Source organism: Gloeocapsa sp. PCC 7428 (assembly GCF_000317555.1).
Classification (GTDB): Bacteria; Cyanobacteriota; Cyanobacteriia; order Cyanobacteriales; family Chroococcidiopsidaceae; genus Chroogloeocystis.
This window is the reverse complement of sequence record NC_019745.1, coordinates 3,722,287-3,743,267: the sequence shown is the minus strand read 5'-3', so window position 1 is coordinate 3,743,267 and position 20,981 is coordinate 3,722,287. Positions and strand designations below refer to the sequence as shown.

General features: G+C 44.4%; 16 protein-coding genes. 9 read left to right on the top strand and 7 right to left on the bottom strand.

The features are described 5' to 3' along the window. Window positions 1-51 precede the first annotated feature (51 nt). A complete protein-coding gene (locus tag GLO7428_RS16600) occupies window positions 52-1,320 on the bottom strand; it encodes an S-layer homology domain-containing protein (RefSeq protein WP_015189731.1) in 1,269 nt (422 codons plus the stop codon). A gap of 233 nt (window positions 1,321-1,553) precedes the next feature. After that, window positions 1,554-2,462, bottom strand: coding sequence for an alpha/beta fold hydrolase (locus GLO7428_RS16595; protein ID WP_015189730.1), 909 nt, complete (start codon window positions 2,460-2,462; stop codon window positions 1,554-1,556). Window positions 2,463-2,566: 104 nt separating this feature from the next. Between GLO7428_RS16595 and GLO7428_RS16590 the strand changes: the two genes are divergently transcribed. The 5 genes from GLO7428_RS16590 to GLO7428_RS16570 all read left to right on the top strand — a co-directional run bounded on the left by GLO7428_RS16590 (window position 2,567) and on the right by GLO7428_RS16570 (window position 8,887). After that, window positions 2,567-2,758: an NAD(P)H dehydrogenase subunit NdhS gene (locus GLO7428_RS16590; RefSeq protein ID WP_015189729.1), complete on the top strand. Its 192-nt coding sequence runs from the start codon at window positions 2,567-2,569 to the stop codon at window positions 2,756-2,758. A gap of 71 nt (window positions 2,759-2,829) precedes the next feature. Beyond that, on the top strand, window positions 2,830-3,483 hold the full coding sequence (locus tag GLO7428_RS16585; RefSeq protein ID WP_015189728.1) for an HAS-barrel domain-containing protein: 654 nt from the start codon (window positions 2,830-2,832) through the stop codon (window positions 3,481-3,483). A gap of 252 nt (window positions 3,484-3,735) precedes the next feature. Next, complete coding sequence (locus GLO7428_RS16580; protein WP_015189727.1) at window positions 3,736-5,880, top strand: cation:proton antiporter; 2,145 nt, start codon at window positions 3,736-3,738, stop codon at window positions 5,878-5,880. Window positions 5,881-6,387: 507 nt separating this feature from the next. After that, a complete protein-coding gene (locus tag GLO7428_RS16575) occupies window positions 6,388-7,350 on the top strand; it encodes a UDP-glucuronic acid decarboxylase family protein (RefSeq protein WP_015189726.1) in 963 nt (320 codons plus the stop codon). A 142-nt stretch (window positions 7,351-7,492) separates the two neighbouring features. Continuing rightward, entirely contained in the window at window positions 7,493-8,887 is a 1,395-nt protein-coding gene (locus GLO7428_RS16570; protein WP_015189725.1) for a UDP-glucose/GDP-mannose dehydrogenase family protein, read from the top strand. An 83-nt stretch (window positions 8,888-8,970) separates the two neighbouring features. Here GLO7428_RS16570 and GLO7428_RS16565 read toward each other — a convergent pair whose 3' ends face one another. The 5 genes from GLO7428_RS16565 to GLO7428_RS16550 form a co-directional block, all read right to left on the bottom strand. Further along, the gene (locus GLO7428_RS16565) at window positions 8,971-9,687 is read right to left on the bottom strand and encodes a CTP synthase (protein ID WP_015189724.1); all 717 of its coding nucleotides are present in this window, start codon (window positions 9,685-9,687) and stop codon (window positions 8,971-8,973) included. A gap of 324 nt (window positions 9,688-10,011) precedes the next feature. Continuing rightward, on the bottom strand, window positions 10,012-10,176 hold the full coding sequence (locus tag GLO7428_RS28590) for a hypothetical protein (RefSeq protein WP_196797381.1): 165 nt from the start codon (window positions 10,174-10,176) through the stop codon (window positions 10,012-10,014). After that, entirely contained in the window at window positions 10,170-10,514 is a 345-nt protein-coding gene (locus tag GLO7428_RS16560) for a GNAT family N-acetyltransferase (RefSeq protein ID WP_196797380.1), read from the bottom strand. The genes GLO7428_RS28590 and GLO7428_RS16560 overlap by 7 nt, the downstream gene beginning before the upstream one ends. A 102-nt stretch (window positions 10,515-10,616) precedes the next feature. After that, complete coding sequence (locus GLO7428_RS16555) at window positions 10,617-11,414, bottom strand: DUF2993 domain-containing protein (protein WP_015189723.1); 798 nt, start codon at window positions 11,412-11,414, stop codon at window positions 10,617-10,619. Between the two features lie 207 nt (window positions 11,415-11,621). Then, window positions 11,622-13,661 carry an NB-ARC domain-containing protein gene (locus GLO7428_RS16550; protein WP_015189722.1) on the bottom strand — a complete coding sequence of 680 codons (2,040 nt, stop codon included), beginning with the start codon at window positions 13,659-13,661 and terminating at the stop codon, window positions 11,622-11,624. Between the two features lie 623 nt (window positions 13,662-14,284). On the opposite strand from GLO7428_RS16550, the gene GLO7428_RS16545 reads away from it, so the two are divergent. The 4 genes from GLO7428_RS16545 (at window position 14,285) to GLO7428_RS16530 (ending at window position 20,941) form a co-directional block, all read left to right on the top strand. Next, entirely contained in the window at window positions 14,285-14,731 is a 447-nt protein-coding gene (locus GLO7428_RS16545; protein WP_041918664.1) for a winged helix-turn-helix domain-containing protein, read from the top strand. A gap of 503 nt (window positions 14,732-15,234) precedes the next feature. Continuing rightward, window positions 15,235-16,884 carry a calcium-binding protein gene (locus tag GLO7428_RS29105; protein ID WP_015189721.1) on the top strand — a complete coding sequence of 550 codons (1,650 nt, stop codon included), beginning with the start codon at window positions 15,235-15,237 and terminating at the stop codon, window positions 16,882-16,884. Between the two features lie 401 nt (window positions 16,885-17,285). Continuing rightward, window positions 17,286-18,290, top strand: coding sequence for a helix-turn-helix transcriptional regulator (locus GLO7428_RS16535; protein ID WP_015189720.1), 1,005 nt, complete (start codon window positions 17,286-17,288; stop codon window positions 18,288-18,290). Window positions 18,291-18,430: 140 nt separating this feature from the next. Then, window positions 18,431-20,941: a TonB-dependent siderophore receptor gene (locus GLO7428_RS16530; protein ID WP_015189719.1), complete on the top strand. Its 2,511-nt coding sequence runs from the start codon at window positions 18,431-18,433 to the stop codon at window positions 20,939-20,941. The last annotated feature ends 40 nt before the right edge of the window (window positions 20,942-20,981 follow it).

Below are 20,981 nucleotides of genomic sequence, written 5' to 3'. Positions count from 1 at the left end.
GATGCTGATTCTAGCTTTTAGTTCTGATCTCTGATCCCTGACCCCTGCTCATTACTGTGGTTGTTGCTGTGTAGCACCAGGAGTCAACACTAAATCCGACCCGAGTGTTACTTGTAAGTCGGTTTCCGGATCGATCGCAACAAGGTCAACGCTGTCTCTACCTAAGAATAAGCCGAGTAAAGCACCAACACCAGCACCGCCAAGAACTTCTTCAGTTGCGATCGCGCGGTCTCCAGTGACCGCAGAAATGGCAGCAGCAGCAGCAGCACCTAATGCCGCATTGCGCACAATTCGACCTGCATTCGCGCCGCGACGCACGCGTTCAGTACGAGTAATCACTTCTGAAGTCGCATCAAACTGATAACGCTGACCGCTAGCCAAGACTAACTCGCGGGCAACAAATTGCGAACCTCCTTCCGCTGGTCGCAGTTCGCCAACAACTTGGCTACCCGAAGGAATCAATACTGTACCATCGCGCGTAATAATGTTCTGTGCGACTGTCAGCGTTAAAGGCGCAGTTTCTTCGCGCGTGACTAAAATTCTTTCGGCTTGGTCGTAGCGTACTGGAAGACTTGTGCCGCTAGGAATTGTAACAGTTGCGGGTGCTGTTGGTTGCTGTGCTTGCCCGACAACATACGGTGAATTCACTGCGGCGACTTGCCCTGCACTTGCTAAAGCTTGGTAAATGAATGCTGCAACATCTGCACGTGTTGCCGTTTGTGTTGGATTGAGAAACTGAACATTCGGATAATTTACGACAATCCGGCGCTCAGTTGCGGCAGCGATCGGCGCGCGAGCGTAGCTAGAAACAGCGTTCGCGTCAGCATAAAATTGACTTAAGACGCTGTTAACGTCGTTAGTTGCAGTGTAGTTAAGACCGTTAGCCAGCGAAACTAAAACTTGCTCGCGGGGAATATTTTGATTCGGTTCAAAACGATTGCCAGGATAGCCTGCTAGAAAGCCCGTTGTGTAAGCTTGCTGAATCGCTGCTGCACCCCAAAAGTTTGATGGTACGTCGGTGAATTGTACTGCGGGTCTTTGCCCTGCGCGTGGAAAAGCCCGACTCACCATCGCCGCAAATTGAGCGCGTGTCACTGGCTCTTCTGGTCGGAAACTATTATCAGGAAACCCAGCAATAATGTTTCTGCTGGCGAGTTCTGCAATAAAGGGAGTCGCCCAATAGTTAGCTGGAACATCAGCAAAAGTAGACGCTTGCGCAAACGATGGCGCAGGTGTTACAAGCGGAGCAACGGCACCAATGGTTATCCCCAAAGCCATTAGTCCAGCGGTTCCCGATTGCCAGTGCTTGAAAGTAGACATTGTCAAGGACTCTCCGAAAAAGATTTGGTAGCTATCTAGAATGAGTAGACATTAGCAGGAAATGAAGGTTCCTATAATTAACTAATGCCAGAAACGAGTTAATTTAAGCGTGAAAAAGCGTAAATATTGCTCTTTTTAAAGCAATATTCCCCACTGCCTGCTAAGAAATAATGACGTACGGTTGACAAATTAGTTGCTTTAGTATCCACAGATCTTTTGTAACTTACAACACATTAGGCAGCGAGTGTCCGAAGATAGAGTTGTAACAGACCAATGACAATTTCAGGTGTTTCCAAATGCGGTAAGACACCTGTGGATGCGATCGCTTGAAATTCACGAATCGCCTGCGGGTTTAATTGCGCAAGTCGTCTTCCGAGATCGAGCGATGTAAATTGTGCAGCTTCTCCCCAAAGGATGACAGTGGGCACGTTTAGCTGTGGGATATACCGTGCTAAATCAAAGTAAAGCTCTCCTTGTAAAAAGGCAAGCGCGGCGTATTTGGCATTAGGTTGTTGTGCCGACGTTAAGTAAGCGGCTACCATTTCTTCCGTCACGCGGTCGGGTTTGGCAAAGAGAAATTGCTGCAAAAAGTTGCGGACGGCAATTTCATTTTGTGCGCCGACAGTGTAAATTAAATCGTTTAAGAGCGGTGTACCAATCAGTTGTAGTGGTAATCGACGTCCTGCGCCTTGTCCAAAATCGTCAAACCCAGAAGGGCAAACAAGAACCAGCGATTGAAATAAATTCGGTTGTTGAACCGCAAGGCGAATCACCAATGCTGCGGTTAACGAAGAGGCAACAGCGATCGCCCGCTCAGGGCAAGTTTTTTGCATAAATTCGGCGATCGTTGTCAGATAGTCATCGATTTGATAACTCCGCACAGGATGCGTCGATTGACCCCAACCGATTAAATCGGGTGCTAAAACTCGATAGTCATTCGCAAACGCAGGGTATACTTTAGACCACTCATAAGCAGAAGCCCCGCCACCAAAGTTATGTAAAAACACTAAAGATGGTGTCGTTTCATCTTGCCGGAATGCAGTAGATGCCCATATCGTATCAACAGGAGTGTAGTAGACCATTAACCCCAATGATGTTTGTACAACTCCTTGACCAAAGCCTGGAGGTTGAAACTGTAGCATAAAGATTTTGGATGGAAATTGAGTCAAAAACGAATATAGACGATCGTCTGGGAGCAGGCGTTTTTAGTAAGCTATTAGAAGCAAAACATAACGAGAGATAAGCGATGATTCTGCCTGGAACTGCTGTACGCGTCACAAATCCCAACGATACTTACTACCGTTTTCAAGGGCTAGTCCAGCGCGTGAGTGATGGTAAAGCGGCGGTGCTGTTTGAGGGAGGTAACTGGGATAAGCTAGTTACTTTCAACCTCTCAGAACTCGAACCTGTAGAAACTGGACGCAAAAAAGCTAAATAAGCCCTAACCTCCTACAGGCAAGGTAGTGCCTTTCCTCTCTGACCCCCGACCTCTGACCTCCGACCCCTCGTATGCGCCTTCCTTTACCACAATTTGCCACAGGCGATCGCGCTCCGAATCATATTGCTGAGGTGATTGAAACCTCAACAACCGAATTTTTGGCGCAGTGTCTAGAACCCGAAGACTTGAGCTTTCCTGTCATGCCGCCGTTTGGCAGTTGGGTAAAATCTGTTGATGAAGAATCGGGTAATCAAGTCTACGCGGTAGTGTATTATGCCACAACGATGCCGATTGACTCGATTCATCGCGCAAGAGCATTAGGTTTATCGTTACAAGACTTGCGCGAACAACAACCGCAAATCTTCGCAATGCTCAAGACAGAGTTTAGAGCGGCGATCGTGGGATTTGAGCGACCAATTGCGGCGCGATCGCAACAACGTTTTTATCAGTATTTACCACCCCGCCCACCGCAGATCCATCAAGCTGTTTATCATTGCGAACCTCAAACGATTGTTGCTTTTTCCGAACAGTTAGATTTTTTAAGAACTTTGCTGCAAGTTAACGGTGCGCCCGTAGAAGCGCTGACAGCTGCGGCGATTCGTGAAGTTTACCAATTACGCAAAGCTGACCGCGAATGGTTAGTCAAGGCGGGGAGAACTTTAAGTGTATTACTCAAGGATGACTACGACCGCTTGAAAGTCGTTCTCAGCCAAATCCATCCATAAAATCGGTCAGAGGAAAAAGCTTTGTCTTAGTGTACGAAGGTACACTTGGTTTGAGCATCTCTGACTTTAGTTGGAAGGCAGCGTCATCCTGACCGCTTTTGGTCAATTCAACATACAATTTCAGAAAGCGGGATCGCAATTTGAAGTAGGGAAATTATCAAGTTTTCGTTGCCTTTGTTGTCTTCCTTGCTCTTGTAGATGCTAACAGGCTAACTACACGACATCCCCTAGCTTTTCTCCTCAGTGCTATCTATGTCATTCCTTCACGTCCTTGCAGTGGAACCGGCTTCCGAAGTTCTCACAAAAGAGCCAATCGTTCCTTTTGTGATTTTACTAATAGTCATTCTTGTCGTACCAATTATCTTTGAACGGCTGCGGCTACCAGGTTTGGTTGGGTTGCTGCTTGCGGGAGTTTTACTTGGACCTAATGTTTTAAACTTATTTCAAACTGAACAGCCAACAATTAGGTTACTATCTAATATTGGTTTAGTTTACCTCATGTTTGTCGCTGGACTGGAAGTTGACATGGAGCAGTTCCGGCAAACACGCAATAAATCATTAGGGTTTGGGACTTTTACATTTTTAGTACCGCTGATTGTTGGAACACTCGTTGGGCGAATTTTTGGCTTTGGCTGGAACGCATCAATTTTAATTGGTTCGCTATTTGCTTCGCATACGCTGCTGGCGTATCCAATTATTAGCCGCTTGGGAGTCATTAACAACGAAGCAGTTACGGTTACTATTGGTGCCACAATTTTTACAGATATCGGCGCACTTTTAGTATTAGCTGTTTGCGTAGCGATCCATGCTGGAGAGTTTACTGCACTGAGTTTGATTACTTTACTAGGGTCATTATTTCTGTATTCGGCTGCGGTTTTAATCGGCTTTGATTGGGCAGGAAAAGAGTTTTTCCGGCGATCGGGTGATGAGGAGGGAAAGCAATTTCTCTTTGTTTTGCTAGCGGTATTTCTAGCAGCAGTAGGCGCGCAGCTAATTGGAGTTGAAAAAATCGTCGGCGCGTTTCTTGCAGGATTAGCAGTCAATGACGTTGTTGGGGAAGGACCTGTTAAAGAGAAAGTTGTCTTTGTTGGCAGTGTACTGTTTATTCCCATCTTTTTTGTCGATTTAGGTTTGTTAATCAATATTCCGGCTTTTGTTGCCAGTATTAGTAATATTTGGCTAACGCTGGCAATTGTTATTGGTTTAATTAGCAGCAAATTTATCGCCGCTTTTCTCGCAAAGTTGATGTATCGCTACAACTGGCTAGAAACACTCACAATGTGGTCCTTGTCAGTACCGCAGGTGGGAGCGACTTTAGCTGCAACGCTAGTTGGCTATCGCGCCGGATTACTGAATGAAGGTATGCTCAATAGCGTAATTGTTTTAATGCTCGTCACAGCTACTTTAGGACCATTGCTAACGAGTCGAGTAGCAGTCGGTTTGATGACGTCTACTGTGAGTGTCACTCCAGACGCAGCAAAGCCATTGTATTTGGATACTACAGACACTGAAAAGCCTTTGACCGTGGTTGTTCCGGTCTACAATCCTGATACAGAGCAATATTTGATTGAAATGGCGGCGTTAATTGCCCGTCAAGCACAAGGGCGGCTTGTTCCACTGGCGATCGCTACTGGACCTGCCCATATGGATGCACCACAGTTGGAAAGTGCTATGGCAAAAGCTGATGCACTGTTGGATAAAGCAACTGCGCTGAGTCACGACTTGGGAGTCACTGCCGAATCTGTGCTACGGATTGACGATGCGATCGCGCTTGGCATTACGCGGGCTAGCCGCGAACAAAACGCTAATTTAATTGTTATGGGCTGGGGTAAACGCACTGGTTTTCGCGCTCGCTTGTTTGGTAATGTGATTGATAGTGTATTGTGGGCGTCGCATTGTCCGGTTGCCGTGACGCGCCTGCTCGAATCTCCTACTAAAATTCAACGCATTCTCGTTCCTGTGCAAAACTTTACGCCAGAAGCATTGCGACCGTTGCGTTTTGCCTTACTACTCGCGACAGCAATTGGAGCGCAGGTGACTTTGCTAAACGTTTGCGATCGCCGCATTAAACCTAGTAGCATTGCCTGGAATAAATCAAATATCGAGCTACTGTTGTCTAAACTTGCTTTACCGCAAGCTCCTGTTGTTGAAGTTGTCCCCCACGAAAACGTGGCACAAGCGATTACCACCGCAGCTAAAAATTATGATTTAGTTGTCTTGCGCTCGATTCAACGTCGCACGAGTGCTGGCGGCTTAGCTATTAGTGACTTGACGTCGCAGTTAGTCGCGCAACTTTCAGGGTCAATTGTCTTACTCGGAGAACCGCAAAAAAGTAATGCTGCTGTGATTCGAGAGCAATTTCTCCAACGCTCCAACCGTACAAAGTTAGAAAGATAGTCATACCATTTCACTTTGAAGTTGCTACAAATAGGCAGCTTCAGGAGCCTGCGCCGTGGGGGAGGTCGGTTGCGTGCGGAGGTGTCCTCCGTTGAGCAAACCGACTGTAGGGTTTACCCCTTTGCGGCGACTGGCGTGAGCAGAGGGGCAGAGGAGAAATGATTTGTCGTTTTTATTGAGTGAAATGGTATAAGGTACGATAAAATCTCTAAGATTTTATTAAAGATTTAGTGAATTGTACGCTATTATGCTGTGTTGCTATTTGCAAATTTGATAGCTTGCTATTTAATTTAGTTAAATTGGTGCTCAGTTTGCTTTCGCCAAAGTTAATTGAATCCAGAAAAATATTGTCATCTGCGAGCGAGATACAGTAATTATGCCGAAAAAGCAAGAGGAGGTCATCAGATTAATTTGGTGTTGCCTCTTTACCACTGCCTTAAGGCAAGTTACCTTAGACAAAAGCGCGATCGCTGGTTAAATATACTTAATCTAAGTTACTAGCAGACTATGAGAATTTTGGTTACGGGTGGTGCTGGTTTTGTCGGTTCCCATCTTATTGATCGGTTGATGGTCGAAGGACACGAGGTCATTTGTCTTGATAACTTCTACACCGGTCACAAGCGTAATATCCTCAAATGGCTGGATCATCCTTATTTTGAATTGATTCGCCATGACATCACTGAAGCGATTCGGTTAGAAGTAGACCAGATCTATCATCTTGCTTGTCCTGCATCTCCAGTTCACTATCAGTACAATCCAGTCAAGACTGTTAAAACCAGCGTCATGGGTACGCTCAATATGCTGGGTTTAGCTAAACGAGTCAAAGCCCGCTTTTTATTAGCTTCCACATCAGAAATCTACGGCGATCCCGAAGTTCATCCGCAAACAGAGGATTACCGTGGAAACGTTAATCCCATCGGAATCCGCTCGTGCTACGACGAAGGTAAGCGAATTGCTGAAACGCTCTCGTTTGACTATCATCGCCAAAATGACGTTGATATTCGTGTGGCTCGAATCTTCAATACCTACGGTCCGCGAATGTTAGAAAACGATGGTCGAGTCGTCAGTAACTTTGTCGCGCAAGCGCTCCGAGGCAATCCCTTAACAGTGTATGGAGATGGTTCACAAACGCGTAGTTTCTGCTACGTTTCCGATCTGGTAGAAGGACTAATGCGGTTAATGAACAACGAGCATATCGGTCCTGTTAACTTGGGCAACCCAGATGAATACACAATTCTAGAGCTAGCAACTGCGGTGCAGCAGCTAGTCAATCCAGAGGCAGAAATTAAGTTTGAGCCTTTACCTTCCGACGACCCTCGCCGTCGCCGTCCTGACATTACCCGCGCCAAAACTTGGTTGAACTGGGAACCTACAGTACCACTGCAAGAGGGTTTAAAGCTCACTATAGAAGATTTTCGGTCTCGAATTCAAAGCGAGCAACCACTCGAAGCTAGCAAGATAGCAAAGTAGGGGGCTTAGAGGTCAGAAGGTCAGGGATTGGGGGTCAGGGTTATTGTAAGAACGCTAAAACCTGTAAACCTAAAACTCTGAAATAACTCTAAGTTTTAGCTACTTTAACCACCTGTACAACATAACTGAGGATCGATAAAATATGCGTGTTTGCGTAATTGGTACTGGATACGTCGGCTTAGTGACTGGTGCTTGCCTAGCTCATATTGGGCATGACGTCATCTGTGTCGATAATAACGAAGAAAAAGTTAAGTTGATGAAAGCCGGACAGTCACCGATTTTTGAACCAGGACTGTCAGAAATTATGCAGTCGGCGATCGCGGCAAAAAAAATTGAGTTCACAACCGATTTGGGCGCAGGTGTGAACCACGGAGAAATTCTCTTTATTGCTGTGGGAACACCTCCCTTACCAACCGGCGAAAGCGACACCCGCTATGTAGAAGCAGTAGCTCGTGGAATCGGCGCGCATCTCAACGGTGGCTACAAAGTAATCGTCAACAAATCGACAGTACCAATTGGTTCGGGTGACTGGGTGCGCATGCTCGTACTCGATGGCATTGCCGAACGCCAAACCGAAAAAGTTCCTGTTGCTGCGGGTAATGTTAAAGAAGAGTTTCCCCCAACACAAATAGCTGAGTTTGATATCGTCAGCAACCCAGAGTTTCTGCGCGAAGGATCAGCAGTTTATGACACCTTTAACCCCGATCGCATTGTACTCGGTAGCAATAATCCGAAAGCGATCGCGATGATGCAGGAACTGTACACCCCAATTGTCGAGCGCCAGTTTGCTGAAGAGAAGTCGCTCCCACCAGTGCCAATCGTGGTGACTGATCTCAGTTCGGCGGAGATGATCAAGTACGCAGCGAATGCATTCTTGGCAACTAAAATTAGTTTTATCAACGAAGTCGCGAATATTTGCGATCGCGTTGGTGCGGATGTCACGCAAGTTGCTAAAGGTATTGGGCTTGACTCGCGCATTGGTAATAAATTCCTACAAGCTGGTATCGGTTGGGGTGGTTCCTGTTTCCCGAAAGATGTCTCAGCCTTAATTCATACTGCGGATGACTATGGCTATGAAGCGCACCTGCTTAAAGCTGCTGTCAGCGTCAATCAGCGCCAACGGTTGATTGGAGTTGAAAAACTCCAACAGGTTCTCAAAATCCTTAAGGGTAAAACCGTCGGCTTACTCGGCTTAACCTTTAAACCGGATACCGATGATATGCGCGATGCACCAGCACTCAACTTAATCGAGCATCTCAATCGTCTAGGAACCAAAGTCAAAGCCTACGATCCCATTGTGTCCCAAAGCGGAATGCGTCATGGTCTTTCTGGCGTAATGGTTGAAACCGACCCTGAGCGCCTTGCAGATGGTTGTGATGCTTTAGTTTTAGTGACCGACTGGAAACAGTTCCAAAATCTCGATTACGAGAAAATGGCAAGCTTGATGAACAATCCTGTCATGATTGATGGTCGTAACTTCCTCGATCGTGAAAAATTACAGCAAGCTGGATTCTACTATGTTGGTGTAGGACGGTAGAAAAAGGGTGAGGAGGAGCCATAGCAAAGTTGTGGAGGTATCCTTATGTAGTATTTCTCCTCTGCTCCTCTGCTCCTCTGCTCTTAGGCACCCTGACCTCTGTCATAGTGTGTATTGACTGCAACTGCTTTCAAAAACGCTGTAACTAAAGGGTGAGGCACTTCAGCCGTCGATCGTGCCTGCGGGACAAACAAGGTTCCTATAAAAAAGGGATGCGTGGGAAGCTCAATAACACGCACTTCCCCTTCGTTATCTGAGCCAGTCACTTTTAACTGATCGCTACTAATCAGTGAAACAAATTCAGGATTGACACCGAAATTGCAATAGTACTGCTCAGTTGCCGTTCGCGAACCATAAATCTCTGCAACTAAAGAATCTGCTGCAAAAGTTAATGACATTTCACGCCCTGCTAAAGAACAGTCAAGCTTTGAAATAAACAGGCTAGATGCATACGGGTCATATTCCGCGTGTTGTGCATCCTGAAATCCTAAAACGTTGCGAGCATATTCAACAATTTGGTGCTGGAAACCGCCACAAGTACCAAAGCAGGGAACAGCATTTTCACGGGCGTAGCGGATTGCCCAAAGCGTTTTATCCATATTTTTATATGGACTACCAGGCGCGACCCAAATTCCAGCGTAAGTGTTGAAGATAGAATTATCTATATCATCAGTCGAAACCCAAACTCCTTCGATACTAATTCCTAATTTGTTAGATGAGTGGTTGATTGCTGCGTTCGTTGCGATGTGGGGTTGAAACGTAGGCGTATATTCACCAAGCAGTGCAATTTTTCTAAGCATGGTCTGCACCTCATTGTTGAATTCTTTTACAGTTTAGGCAAGATGACCTTGCTTTGTTGCGCGCTCCAACCATTTCTCTTCAACTAAAACACTTACAGACTATAATTTCGGCTACTGTCGTGAATTCAGAGCTTGCCCTCCTAACCCCGTAAACCAACGTTCTTCCTGATCTTCTCTCTCGGAATCGGGCTTGTTGTATCAACCTCAAAAGCCTGGATTTGCCCCCGCCCCTCAAATTCTGGCGGACTATTCAATAATCTAACAAGATGTTTACTTTATGCGATCGCTCTATCAACAATTTAAAAGTACTTTGTCTAACGATAACTACCCAATAACTATGCTTGTCAGATTTGCCGTATCTATCCAACCATAAGCTACCTCGATTAGCGATTTTCCGCCAATTTCAAGCTCTTGTTCGCGGACTCGTTTTCCTCCAAGTACAGCATAAAATTGGCACGCGGGATTATCGGCGAGAACCCACACTAACATTGATTTAATGCCTGAGCGCCGCAACCTTTTCGCTGATAGCTTTGTCGAATGTAAATGGCAGTCAATTCACCCTTGTATATTGGATCGCCTGTACACTCTGCTCCTCCATTGGCAAAGCCGACAATCTCGCCAGATTCATTCTCAGCAACATAAGTAAAGTTACCGTCTTCTGAGGCTTGGTTGAAGATATCATACCAAGCGTTTGCTCTGCGCTCATATGACAGGTTCGCCAAATGCTCGGCTGACACAATCCTTCGATAGGTTGTTCGCCAAGTATCTACATGAACTTTGGCAATAGCAGGAATATCGTTGTGGGTGGCATCTCGAACTATCATCATAATTGATAACTCGATCCAGTTATTTTATTCTTAAGATCGCTCCACAACTACCTAATCGAGGAAGTGCAACTAAATAAACTCAAATAACTCAAGGCAAGTCAACTAGGCATTCCCAGGAATGCGATCAATTTGGGCGTAGCCGCTGAAGATGAGTTTTTGACCTTGAGTTTCTAAACGGTTGATCCGCATCATAACGCCATCTAAGTCAAAGCGATCTAGGTCAACCATGTTATTCAAAATTTCTGCCAGAGCATTAGTTAAAGTTTGCGAAAGCTCCCGTTGCGCTTCGGGAATGTCTTGAGCTTCAAATTGGGGGTTTTGAAAAGCGACACGTCGGCGTCGTTCTACTGCTAAAGTTGCTTTTAGGCTAATTGGTACGAGTTCGCCGTTACTGATATCTGCTTTAGCGGCAATTTTGACTTCGTTTTCTGGTAATAGTTGGACTTGAACATCGCTGAAAGAAATTGACTCACCACCGGAAATATCGGCTAAGCCTGGTAGAGAAAGATTTTGAAGGCGTTTTTTGACAAGTTCAGCGTTGAAAGCATTATTAATGCCATCTTCAGTTAAGGTAACTTGCGCAACCGCTTGCGTAGGTTGTTTGAGCGTGAGTTTACCGCCGAGAACCGAGCTAAAGTCAATCGCCACCGCATCGGTTTCAAACGACATTTCTTCGACATAAAAGTCTTTACGAATCACTAAACCGCGACCGCTCATTTTGAAGCTGTCAATACTACCTTGCAACAATTTACTAGAGGGATAACAGCGGACAGCGACTTCTACCGATTCGCTACGGGTGAATAAATGGCGAATCGTTTGGCTGGCAACTGTGTTGAGCATCCGCTCTCCCCAGTCAGTGCCAGTAGGATTGGTTAAACCACTAAGTCCGCCAAACAACATAACGTTTTAAGCTTTACGGAACGTCTTCCTACCTTTGTAACAAAATGTGAAGAACTCAGCAAGCGAAAGTGTGATTAGCGGTGTTAAACAGGAGTATAAGTAAATGCGATTGTGCAGCGCTGGAGGCGATCGCATTTAATTGAAGCCTTGACTCTTTTAGGTTTCGATAGCTTCAAGGCGCTTGAGTGATGCAGTATTGGCGCGAGTTTAACTCTGAATATTCGTGATGTTCGTTGCTTCGTAAGGATAAGGCGATCGTATAGTACATAAACACGTTACCTTTGTAACATCCCACAGCCGAATTGTTTCGTTGTGACTGCCACTCGCGAGAGTTTTGCCATCGTCGCCGCAACTGGCAAGCATTGTACCATCGGGGCTAAAAGTCACCATCCACACCCAACCAATATGTCCTTCGTAGCTACGTAGGTGTTGATCGTCTGCGGCATTCCACACGCGAACACTACCATTAGCATTACTCGTCACAATGAGTTTAGCATTATGACTAAATTCGACCCAGAGGGTATTAACTAAAGCTGCGGTAAAAGTTGATTGGGCAAAATGAGCATTTGCAAAATTAACTCGATGCAAGTTCACTCCCACAAGATATGCTTGCCAAATCGTTAAACCAGAAAAGTCATAATCGCTAAAATCAACTTGCAACTGACGTAACAGATTAATTGTGTTACCGCCGCCGTACCCTGGAGTAGTAAATTCGGTTCGTAAAAGCGCGATCATTCGTTGTAATTGCTGTTCAATTGCGGCGGAAGCTTGAAACTGCGCGTGTAAGTTGGCTAAAATTGGCGCTACAATTACGCGAATTTGGCTGTCTCGGATGTAGTCTTTGGCTGTCGCTTTCATCAGCGCGTAACGATTGAAAAATTGAATTGTACCTGTTGTAATTTCTGTACAAACCTGTTTAATCAGTTGATCGATCATGTATTCCATGACAACAGGTTGTTGCGTGAATCCTGCGGTATTTTTTTCGATAAGCGATCGCCAACTTAATGATTCTAAAGTTTCGACGATCTGCGATCGCGATACCGCAGGCACAATATCTGCTTGCAACTGTGCAGCTGAAACGGGTTCGCGATTAATCGCTAGCCAGTACATAATTTGTGCTTCTAAAGGTGCTAGCCGTTGAATTTGGCGTGCTAATAAATTGCGAATTCCATTGAAAACAATCGTTCCTTGCTGGAGAAAATCCGCAATGCTACCATCAAATAAATCTAAAATTGAAGTTGCGGCAATCTTGAGCGCGAGTGGATTTCCTCGGTAAGATTCAATCAATTTCTCAGTCTCGTCCACCGAACCCGAAAGCCCTTTGGATAGTAAGATCTCCTGTCCCGCAGGTGTGTGCAATCCTCCAAGTTGTAATGTTCTCACCGGAAGAGTTTCGCCTTCAAGGGCAGCGACTTCCGCAGGCTTTTCGCGACTGGTTAGTAATAAACAGCTTTGATGTGGTACTTCACCGATTTGTTGCACTAATTCGCTGTACTCTTCATAGCCTGGGCGGTAGCTCCCCGCGCGTTGGTTGCTGCTGAAGATTGTTTCAAAATTATCGAGAATGAGTAAACAACGCAAAGCCTGCAAGTATTCAATCAATCGTGAAATTCTACCACCTACTGTATCTGGTAAATGAACTTCCTGCTGTTGGGAAATAAATTTGATCAGCACTGTCAATAATGCATTCAGCGATGGAGCGTCGCGGAGACTGCGCCAGATGGTAAACTCAAAGCAGTCTTGCACGCTTTGTGCAACTTTCACTGATAAAGCAGTTTTACCGATCCCACCTATACCGACGAGTGTGACTAACCGACACCGATCCTCGACTATCCAGCGTTGAAGTGTAGCAATTTCTGGAGTGCGCCCGTAGAATCCAGAAACATCGATTGCTTTTTGCCAGTCTTGGTATTTGCGTGCGATCGCTTGCGGATGATTTTCAGGACTAATCGCTTGTTTTACTTGATGAGATGTAGAATCATCTACTATCTTAAATTCTTCTGCTTTTCGTCTTAAAACCGACTTAAAATTACTCTTGGTTACTTTCTCTCCTAGTGCTGTTGAAAGTAGCTGCCACAATTGAAAGCCAAGGAACTTTATGTAATCAGGTTCATAATTAGTTCTTTCTGCAATCTCTGCATAAGTTAATTTTTGCCATGTCAGGCGTAGTATAAGTTCCTGCACGTCAGTCAGTCTTTGCTGTTGCAAAAGTTTATCCAATAAGCGTAGTGCCTCTTCTGCGTCCATCCGCGATCGCTCCCTGATTCCTCAAGTTTTTAGACAGTAGGGGTAAGTTGGGGAAAATATGCATCTAAATATTTTTCAGTATTTATACTGAAAAAATCACTATAAATGTAGCATTTTTTAAATAAAAAACATTATTTCATAAGCGATCGTACTGAATTAACCCATGTCAGAATTTTGAACTGGCACAATCGTTGTAAGAGTTAGCAATTTGTTAACTAGAGGCAAGATTGTTGCTACAAGACGATACTTTTATCCTATTCAAAGTTATTTAAAATACCGATATCTTGCTTGGCTTTGATAACTTGAGACAATTGAACTTCAATTGATATCACTTGCGTTACCGATTAAAAAGGAAATTAATACAGTAATCCCAAATAGGATGTGAACTAAACGAGGATGGTCTAGGCTAATTGTAGGGTGCATTGTTCTGGAGATGATGGATAGCCTAGCTGATTTCATTCAAAGTAACCCACCACCAAAAGCGCTCAAACGTGCGTTGGCAGTCGAAATGGTACACAAGGATTAACACGTACCGTCAGATACAACAAGTGTTGCATATTTCGCTCGGATTCATCAGCAAGTGGCAGAGAATTTATGAGCAGCGAGGGGTCAAGGGATTGTAGTTGGGGTATTGGGGAACCCAAGGCTATTTAAGCCAGCAACACAAACAAGAAGTCCTGAGTTGGTTGCGCACTCGCAGTTGTTGGCAACTCGAAGAAGTAATCGAACACCTTGAAGACAAGTATAGGGTGGTGTTTCAATCGAAGCAAAGTTACTACGACTTATTGCACCAAGCAGGATTGAGTTGGAAAAAGTCGCAATCGGTCAATCCCAAAAAAAATGAGCAACAAATCGCCCAAAAAAAACAACAAATCATAGATTTGCTGCTGTGGCACGACCAAATTGCGGCAGGACAGGTGCGGGTGCTGTTCTTGGATGAGGACAAACGCGGCTGCTCATCGTTTGAGATGGTGTCAGCTACCACCGTTCCCTACGATTCCGAGAATTTCTTGCCCAAGTTAATCAAGGGTTGGCACCTGAATGTTGGTGGATCACCTGTGTGCAGTTAGCGCCTTATGCTCCTGAACAAAACCCTATTGAGGACATTTGGTTACAAGCTAAGCAGTTTGTACGGAAATTCTATCTACTGTGCAACTCCTTCGCTGTAGTGAAGTATTTATTCGAGTTGGTCATGCAGCAACAAACTTTTATCTTTAATAAAGCTTTCATGTACGACTTATGTTCATATTCTATCTAGGACTACTGTAATATGTTATTTTTTATATTTATTTAATAATTAATTTTCTAAAGGTACTAACTTCTTCTAACTTTTTCTAACTGTAAAAACTCCGCAATGGTTTTATTTTATTTAGTGAGATAACTATTTACTTTTGAAGCTGTGTAAGTTGTACCTACAAGCCAGTAAAAGCGGTTGGACTTTAACAATTTCTGAGCATTACTGAGTTGTAATAAATCAAATATTTCAGAAGTTAAAAGGTTTTTCATTCATAAACTTTTCTCTTAATGTTGTGACGCTATAGATTTTTGAAAAATCTACAAGAGGTAATTTTTCATGGCAATTTACGGCACAGATAGTAATGATTCCTTAACGGGCACAGACTTTGCTGATATTTCCATCTTTGGCTATGCAGGCAACGACACGATTCATGGCAACGGAGGCGATGACATCATTGATGCGGGTACAGGAGATGACTGGATTTATGGTGAGGATGGCAATGACACGATGCTGGGTCGTGATGGTTATGACGTCTTTTATGGTGATAATGGCAACGATGTTGCTTGGGGTGAAGCAGGTAACGATTGGATGTGGGGTGGAGCAGGTAGCGATACTCTGATCGGTGGAACAGGTGACGATTACTATGTAATTTTTAATAATGGAGATACTAGCGATACAATTATCGAGAATGCGGAGCAAGGTAAGGATACTGTAGAGTCTTACATCACTTCCTACACTTTGTATGCAAATGTAGAAAACTTAATTCTAGCGAATCATACCACCACTGTTACGAGTGATGCGCTTATAGGTATAGGAAATAGTCTAAATAACACTATTACAGGGAATAATCTTAACAATACGCTGTATGGCTATGCTGGCAATGATTCGCTAACAGGTTGGAGTGGCTATGATACCCTCTATGGCGGTACTGGTAATGATACTCTCGATGGCAGTAACGACCATTTCGGGCAGCAAGATAAACTTTATGGCGAGGATGGCAACGACACTCTAGTTGCTACTGGTTGGCACGGTGGCGACATTCTAGAGGGGGGCGCAGGTGATGACACATACGTTATTGAGGTTTACGAAAATGATTACGATCCTCCTGCGCCAGTATTAAAAGAAGGATTGTACGCAGGTATCGATACAGTGCGGTCCTATTCAAATTGGACTTTAGGAGATAACTTTGAGAACCTGATACTGATAGGTACTAGTGCTATCAATGGTACAGGTAACGCTAGTGATAATAAAATTACTGGTAATAGTGTTAATAATCGTCTCGAAGGCGGTCATGGAAATGACACGCTTGACGGTAGCGCTGGCAGTGATACTTTAGTAGGTGGATTTGGTAACGACATCTTTATTGTTGATAATTCATTGGATTACGGCACAGAAAATGCAGGGGAAGGTACAGATACTTATCACTCTACAGCTACCTCCTTCGTAATGGATGCCAATGTAGAAAACCTCGTGATGTTTTCTGGTGCGGTTAGCGCTTACGGCACTTCAACAAACAACACGATGACGGGTAACTCCGCAAGCAATACGCTTGATGGTGCTGGAGGAAATGATAATCTGCTTGGTAAGCTTGGTAATGATACCTTAATTGGTGGTGCAGGAAACGATACTCTTGTGGGTGATGTTGGTGCAGATGTGTTGACTGGTGGCTCTGGTAAGGATATTTTTTACTTTAACACTAAGACTCAAGGCATAGACAAAATCACAGATTTTTCAGTTATGGATGATACTATCCAAGTTTCCAAAGCTGGTTTTGGTGGCGGACTTGTTGCCGGAAAGGCAATTTCTGCGGCTCAATTTGTTATTGGTTCTGCGGCTGCGGATAGTAGCGATCGCTTTATCTACAATCGCAATACCGGCGGTTTGTTCTTCGATGCTGATGGGAAAGGTGGAGTAAGTCAAGCACAACTAGCAACCCTCTCGCCTAACCTGGGACTAACAAATGCTGACATCTTTGTGATTGCCTAGATTTAATATAGTAGTTAGCAATTGGCTGTTAGCTATTAGCTTTTTTAAAAGCTTACCAGCGCAATACATTTACTCAATCGACTTGTCCTCACCTGAATGCGTCTAGCTATACTTTAGCGATCGCTTGCCTGTCGTAAAAATGCGTTTGGGCGATCGCTACTCTGTCACTCACGACAGTTGCTGACTCAATACTTATTCTTTCCATACATTCAATGGAATTGAAAAAGAACCTTGTCATGCTTTGATACCTGCATCAAGCGCTTGTTAATCATTGATGACAAGGAAAATTGGCGCTTTGCAATTTTGTTTTTACTAGAAGAACGAAAGCGAGTTATCTGCTGCAATAATGATAAAGATTCTTATTTATGTAGGAAATAGTATCTCTAGCAGTCAAGCAACGGATGAAAACGATTACAGAAGCGGAATACATGGAACAGTGGGAAGCAAGCTTGCAAAAGCACTATCTTGCTTACAATGTGGATGGTTTTGACAGAGTTGGCAAGTGTCGGCATCAATATAGCCAAGATTACTTTTGGGAACTTCAGCTACGCCCTGGGCTTATGGTGGAGTTTATTCAAGATGACTATCACCGAAGTTTGAGCAAGGAGAACACTCACGATGACTCGATGACAGTGTTGGTATCGAAGTTTTATCTTTCAGGAGTACATCAAGTACTAACTCCAGGTATCAAAGGCGTCAAAGAAGACTATGAAGAAAAGGCTGGCTACAATTATCTATTTTTTCTACCAAACATCAAGGAAATAGAGATTTCCCCAGCTAACCAACGGCTACAATTTTTGAGGATTATTCTAGAACTTGACCTGTTTCATGCTTTCAGTACCGACTTTGATATTTTGCCGGATGAACTACAGCCATTAAAAGAAAGTAACTCAGCACCGCGTTTTCATCAAGTTGTAGGTAAGATAACCGCTAAAATGCGCAATACGCTTTGGGAAATTCTGAACTGCCCATATCATGGGATGACAAAAAGAATGTATCTTGAAAGCAAAACTTTAGAATTACTCGTTTTACAACTCCATCAATGGAGCGACGATCGCAACTCTACTTTAACTCGCACCCTACAGCGTGAGGACATTGAGCGACTCTACTACGCTAGAGAAATTTTAAGCCGTAATTTAAACAATCCACCATCGTTGATAAACCTAGCTCGCCAAGTGGGATTGAACGATTACAAATTAAAGATAGGTTTTCGGCAACTTTTTGGCACAACAGTGTTTGGTTACTTACAAGCTTGTCGAATGGAGCAAGCGAAACAACTTTTGAATGAACGTAGTTTAAGTGTTGCCGGAGTCGCTCACGCCGTCGGTTATGCTAGCCAGAGTCGATTTTGTCATGCGTTCAAGCGACAATTTGGGATGACTCCTAGTACATATCGTAGAGTCTAGTAAGTCCTAAAAGATCCGGATCGGACAAAAAAAAATCCGTTTGCGACAAAATGCGATCGCCCAAACCGCATATTCTCAATACTACTTGCGATCTTCTCTTAAGAGAGCACGATAACTGTATCCATGTGGTGTAGGAGGATATGCAACAGCCGATATCAATTTTGATTGCAGGAATTGTTACTGCACTGATGTCTCAAACGGTACAAGCGGAGGTATTAGAACAACCTGCAAGTAAGCTAATACGTTTGAAAGAGATCAATCGTCCTGCAACTACTGTGAAGGAATGGCTAGCGCAAGCTTCAGAATCGCCCATTCAAGTCACCGGAGTCCGACTAAATGCTACCGAAACTGGGTTAGAGGTGGTTTTAGAAACCACAGGACAACTCCCGTCACCTATAACCTCGGTTGCTGGTAATGCGTTAATTATAGATATTTCAAATGCAGTGCTGGTATCGCCTGATGGTCAACTCCAGACAGCGAATCCAGTAGAAGGAATTGCTTTCACCTCTATTATCAATTTACCAAATCGCGTTCGAGTTACCGTGACTGGGGTAAATGCACCACCAACTGCTAGCATTCAAGCAGAGGAAGCAGGAATTGTCTTCAGCGTGACGCCAGGAGTAGCAGAAACAGAGACGGTTGAAGACGATACGATTCAAATTACCGTCACAGGAACGCAAGACGAAGGATACAATCCCTCAGCCGCAACCACCGGAACGCGAATTGAAGCCCCGCTACGAGATGTACCCCTCACTCTTCAAGCTATTCCACGCCAGATCATCGAAGATCGTCAAATAGTCCGTTTAACTGAACTCGCTGATAATGTTCCTGGTGTAGAACCTTTTTCAGGCTATGGCGGACTCAATTCTAACGATTACTATATCCGAGGATTTAATACTGGCGAAAGCTTTCGCAATGGATTTCGCGATTTCACATTCATCAGCCCGCGCGATACTGCCAATATTGAGCAAGTAGAATTCTTAAGAGGTCCCGCGTCTGTACTTTATGGGGGTGGATTTAACCTCAGTGGCGCTGTTAATACGATTACAAAACGACCCATAGCAGATCCCCGCTACGAAGTCAATGGCACAATCGGTAGCTACGGATTTTATCGCTCAGCTGTTGACTTAACAGGACCGCTTGTCGATAACGGCTCCTTGTTATACCGACTCAACCTTGCTTATACTAATGCGGATAGTTTTCGTGACTTTAACGAGAATCAAAGCATCTTTGTTGCGCCGGTGTTGACGTGGAACATTGGACCGCGAACAACGCTGACAACTGAGTTTGAGTATCAAAATTATGATTACGTGTTTGATCGCGGCTTTCCACCAGGAGAAGTATTTTTGCAATTACCGCGCGATCGCTTTTTGTTTGAACCTGATGTCAATCGAGCAGAGTTTGATTCCTACTACTTTGGCTACAACCTCGAACATGTATTAAGCGATCGCTGGAAAGTTCGCCAAGGATTTGCTGGGCTGATTGTTAACGGAGAAACCGAAGCTGCTGTTCTTGGTAATTACTCTCCACCGTTTGTCGATGAGGATGGTCGGACATTACAACGCGATGCCCAAAGAAGCGATGAACAGCAAGAAAACTTTTCAGTTCAAACCGAAGTTATTGGCGAGTTCAGCACAGGTTCTATCAATCACAATCTACTATTTGGAGTTGAATACGCCCGCTATCGCTTTGCCTACGATTTCTTTGATGCCACACTAGGACCTATCGATATTTTTAATCCAGTTTATGGTGCTAGACCTAGTGCCTATGTTCCTAGCTTTTTTGAAGAATATGGCACGCGAAACATTGGTATTTATCTACAAGATTTAGTGTATCTCACCCGCAACTTGATTGTTCTCGCGGGGGGAAGGCTTGATTTCAATAACTCGTTTTACCGCGACACACTCAACGACACAACTAACAGCGAGCGATCGGAGACATCGTTCTCACCGCGATTGGGAGTTGTTTATCAGCCCACTGCGCGCACAGCACTGTATTTTAATTGGGCAAATGCTTTTACACCAACTCTTTTTGGTGGTATAACTCGTACTGGAGAACTTTTTGAACCTGAACGCGGACAACAATTCGAGATTGGACTCAAACAAGATTTGAGCGATCGCCTTTCGGCTAACTTAGCGTTTTACTATCTTACCCGTCAAAACGTTTCCACTCCTGACCCAGAAGATCCCGACTTCAGTATTCAAACGGGAGAACAAACTAGCCGAGGAATTGAATTAGATATCAGAGGGGAAATCTTACCTGGTTGGAATGCGATCGCAACTTATGCGCTTACTGATGCGTTTGTTAGCGAAGACAACGATATTCCAGAGGGCGATCGCCTTGCTGGAATACCCAAAAACACTGCCAGTTTATGGAGCACTTATGAGATTCAATCGGGTGATTTTCAAGGCTTGGGGTTTGGTCTAGGTTTAGTCTACGTCGATGAACGCGAAGCACAACTGCCAAATACTGATGTTACGTTACCCTCGTATTTCCGCACCGATGCTAGCCTTTTCTACCGCCGTGACAATTGGCGTGCTGCTGTAAATTTCAAAAATCTGTTCAGCGTGAAATATTACAACACGCAAGGCTTTTTCATTACGCCTCAAGCTCCTTTTACCGTATTAGCAAATATTTCTGTAGAGTTTTGATGATGTTAGCAACACCATCCACGACACCATGAAAATCGTC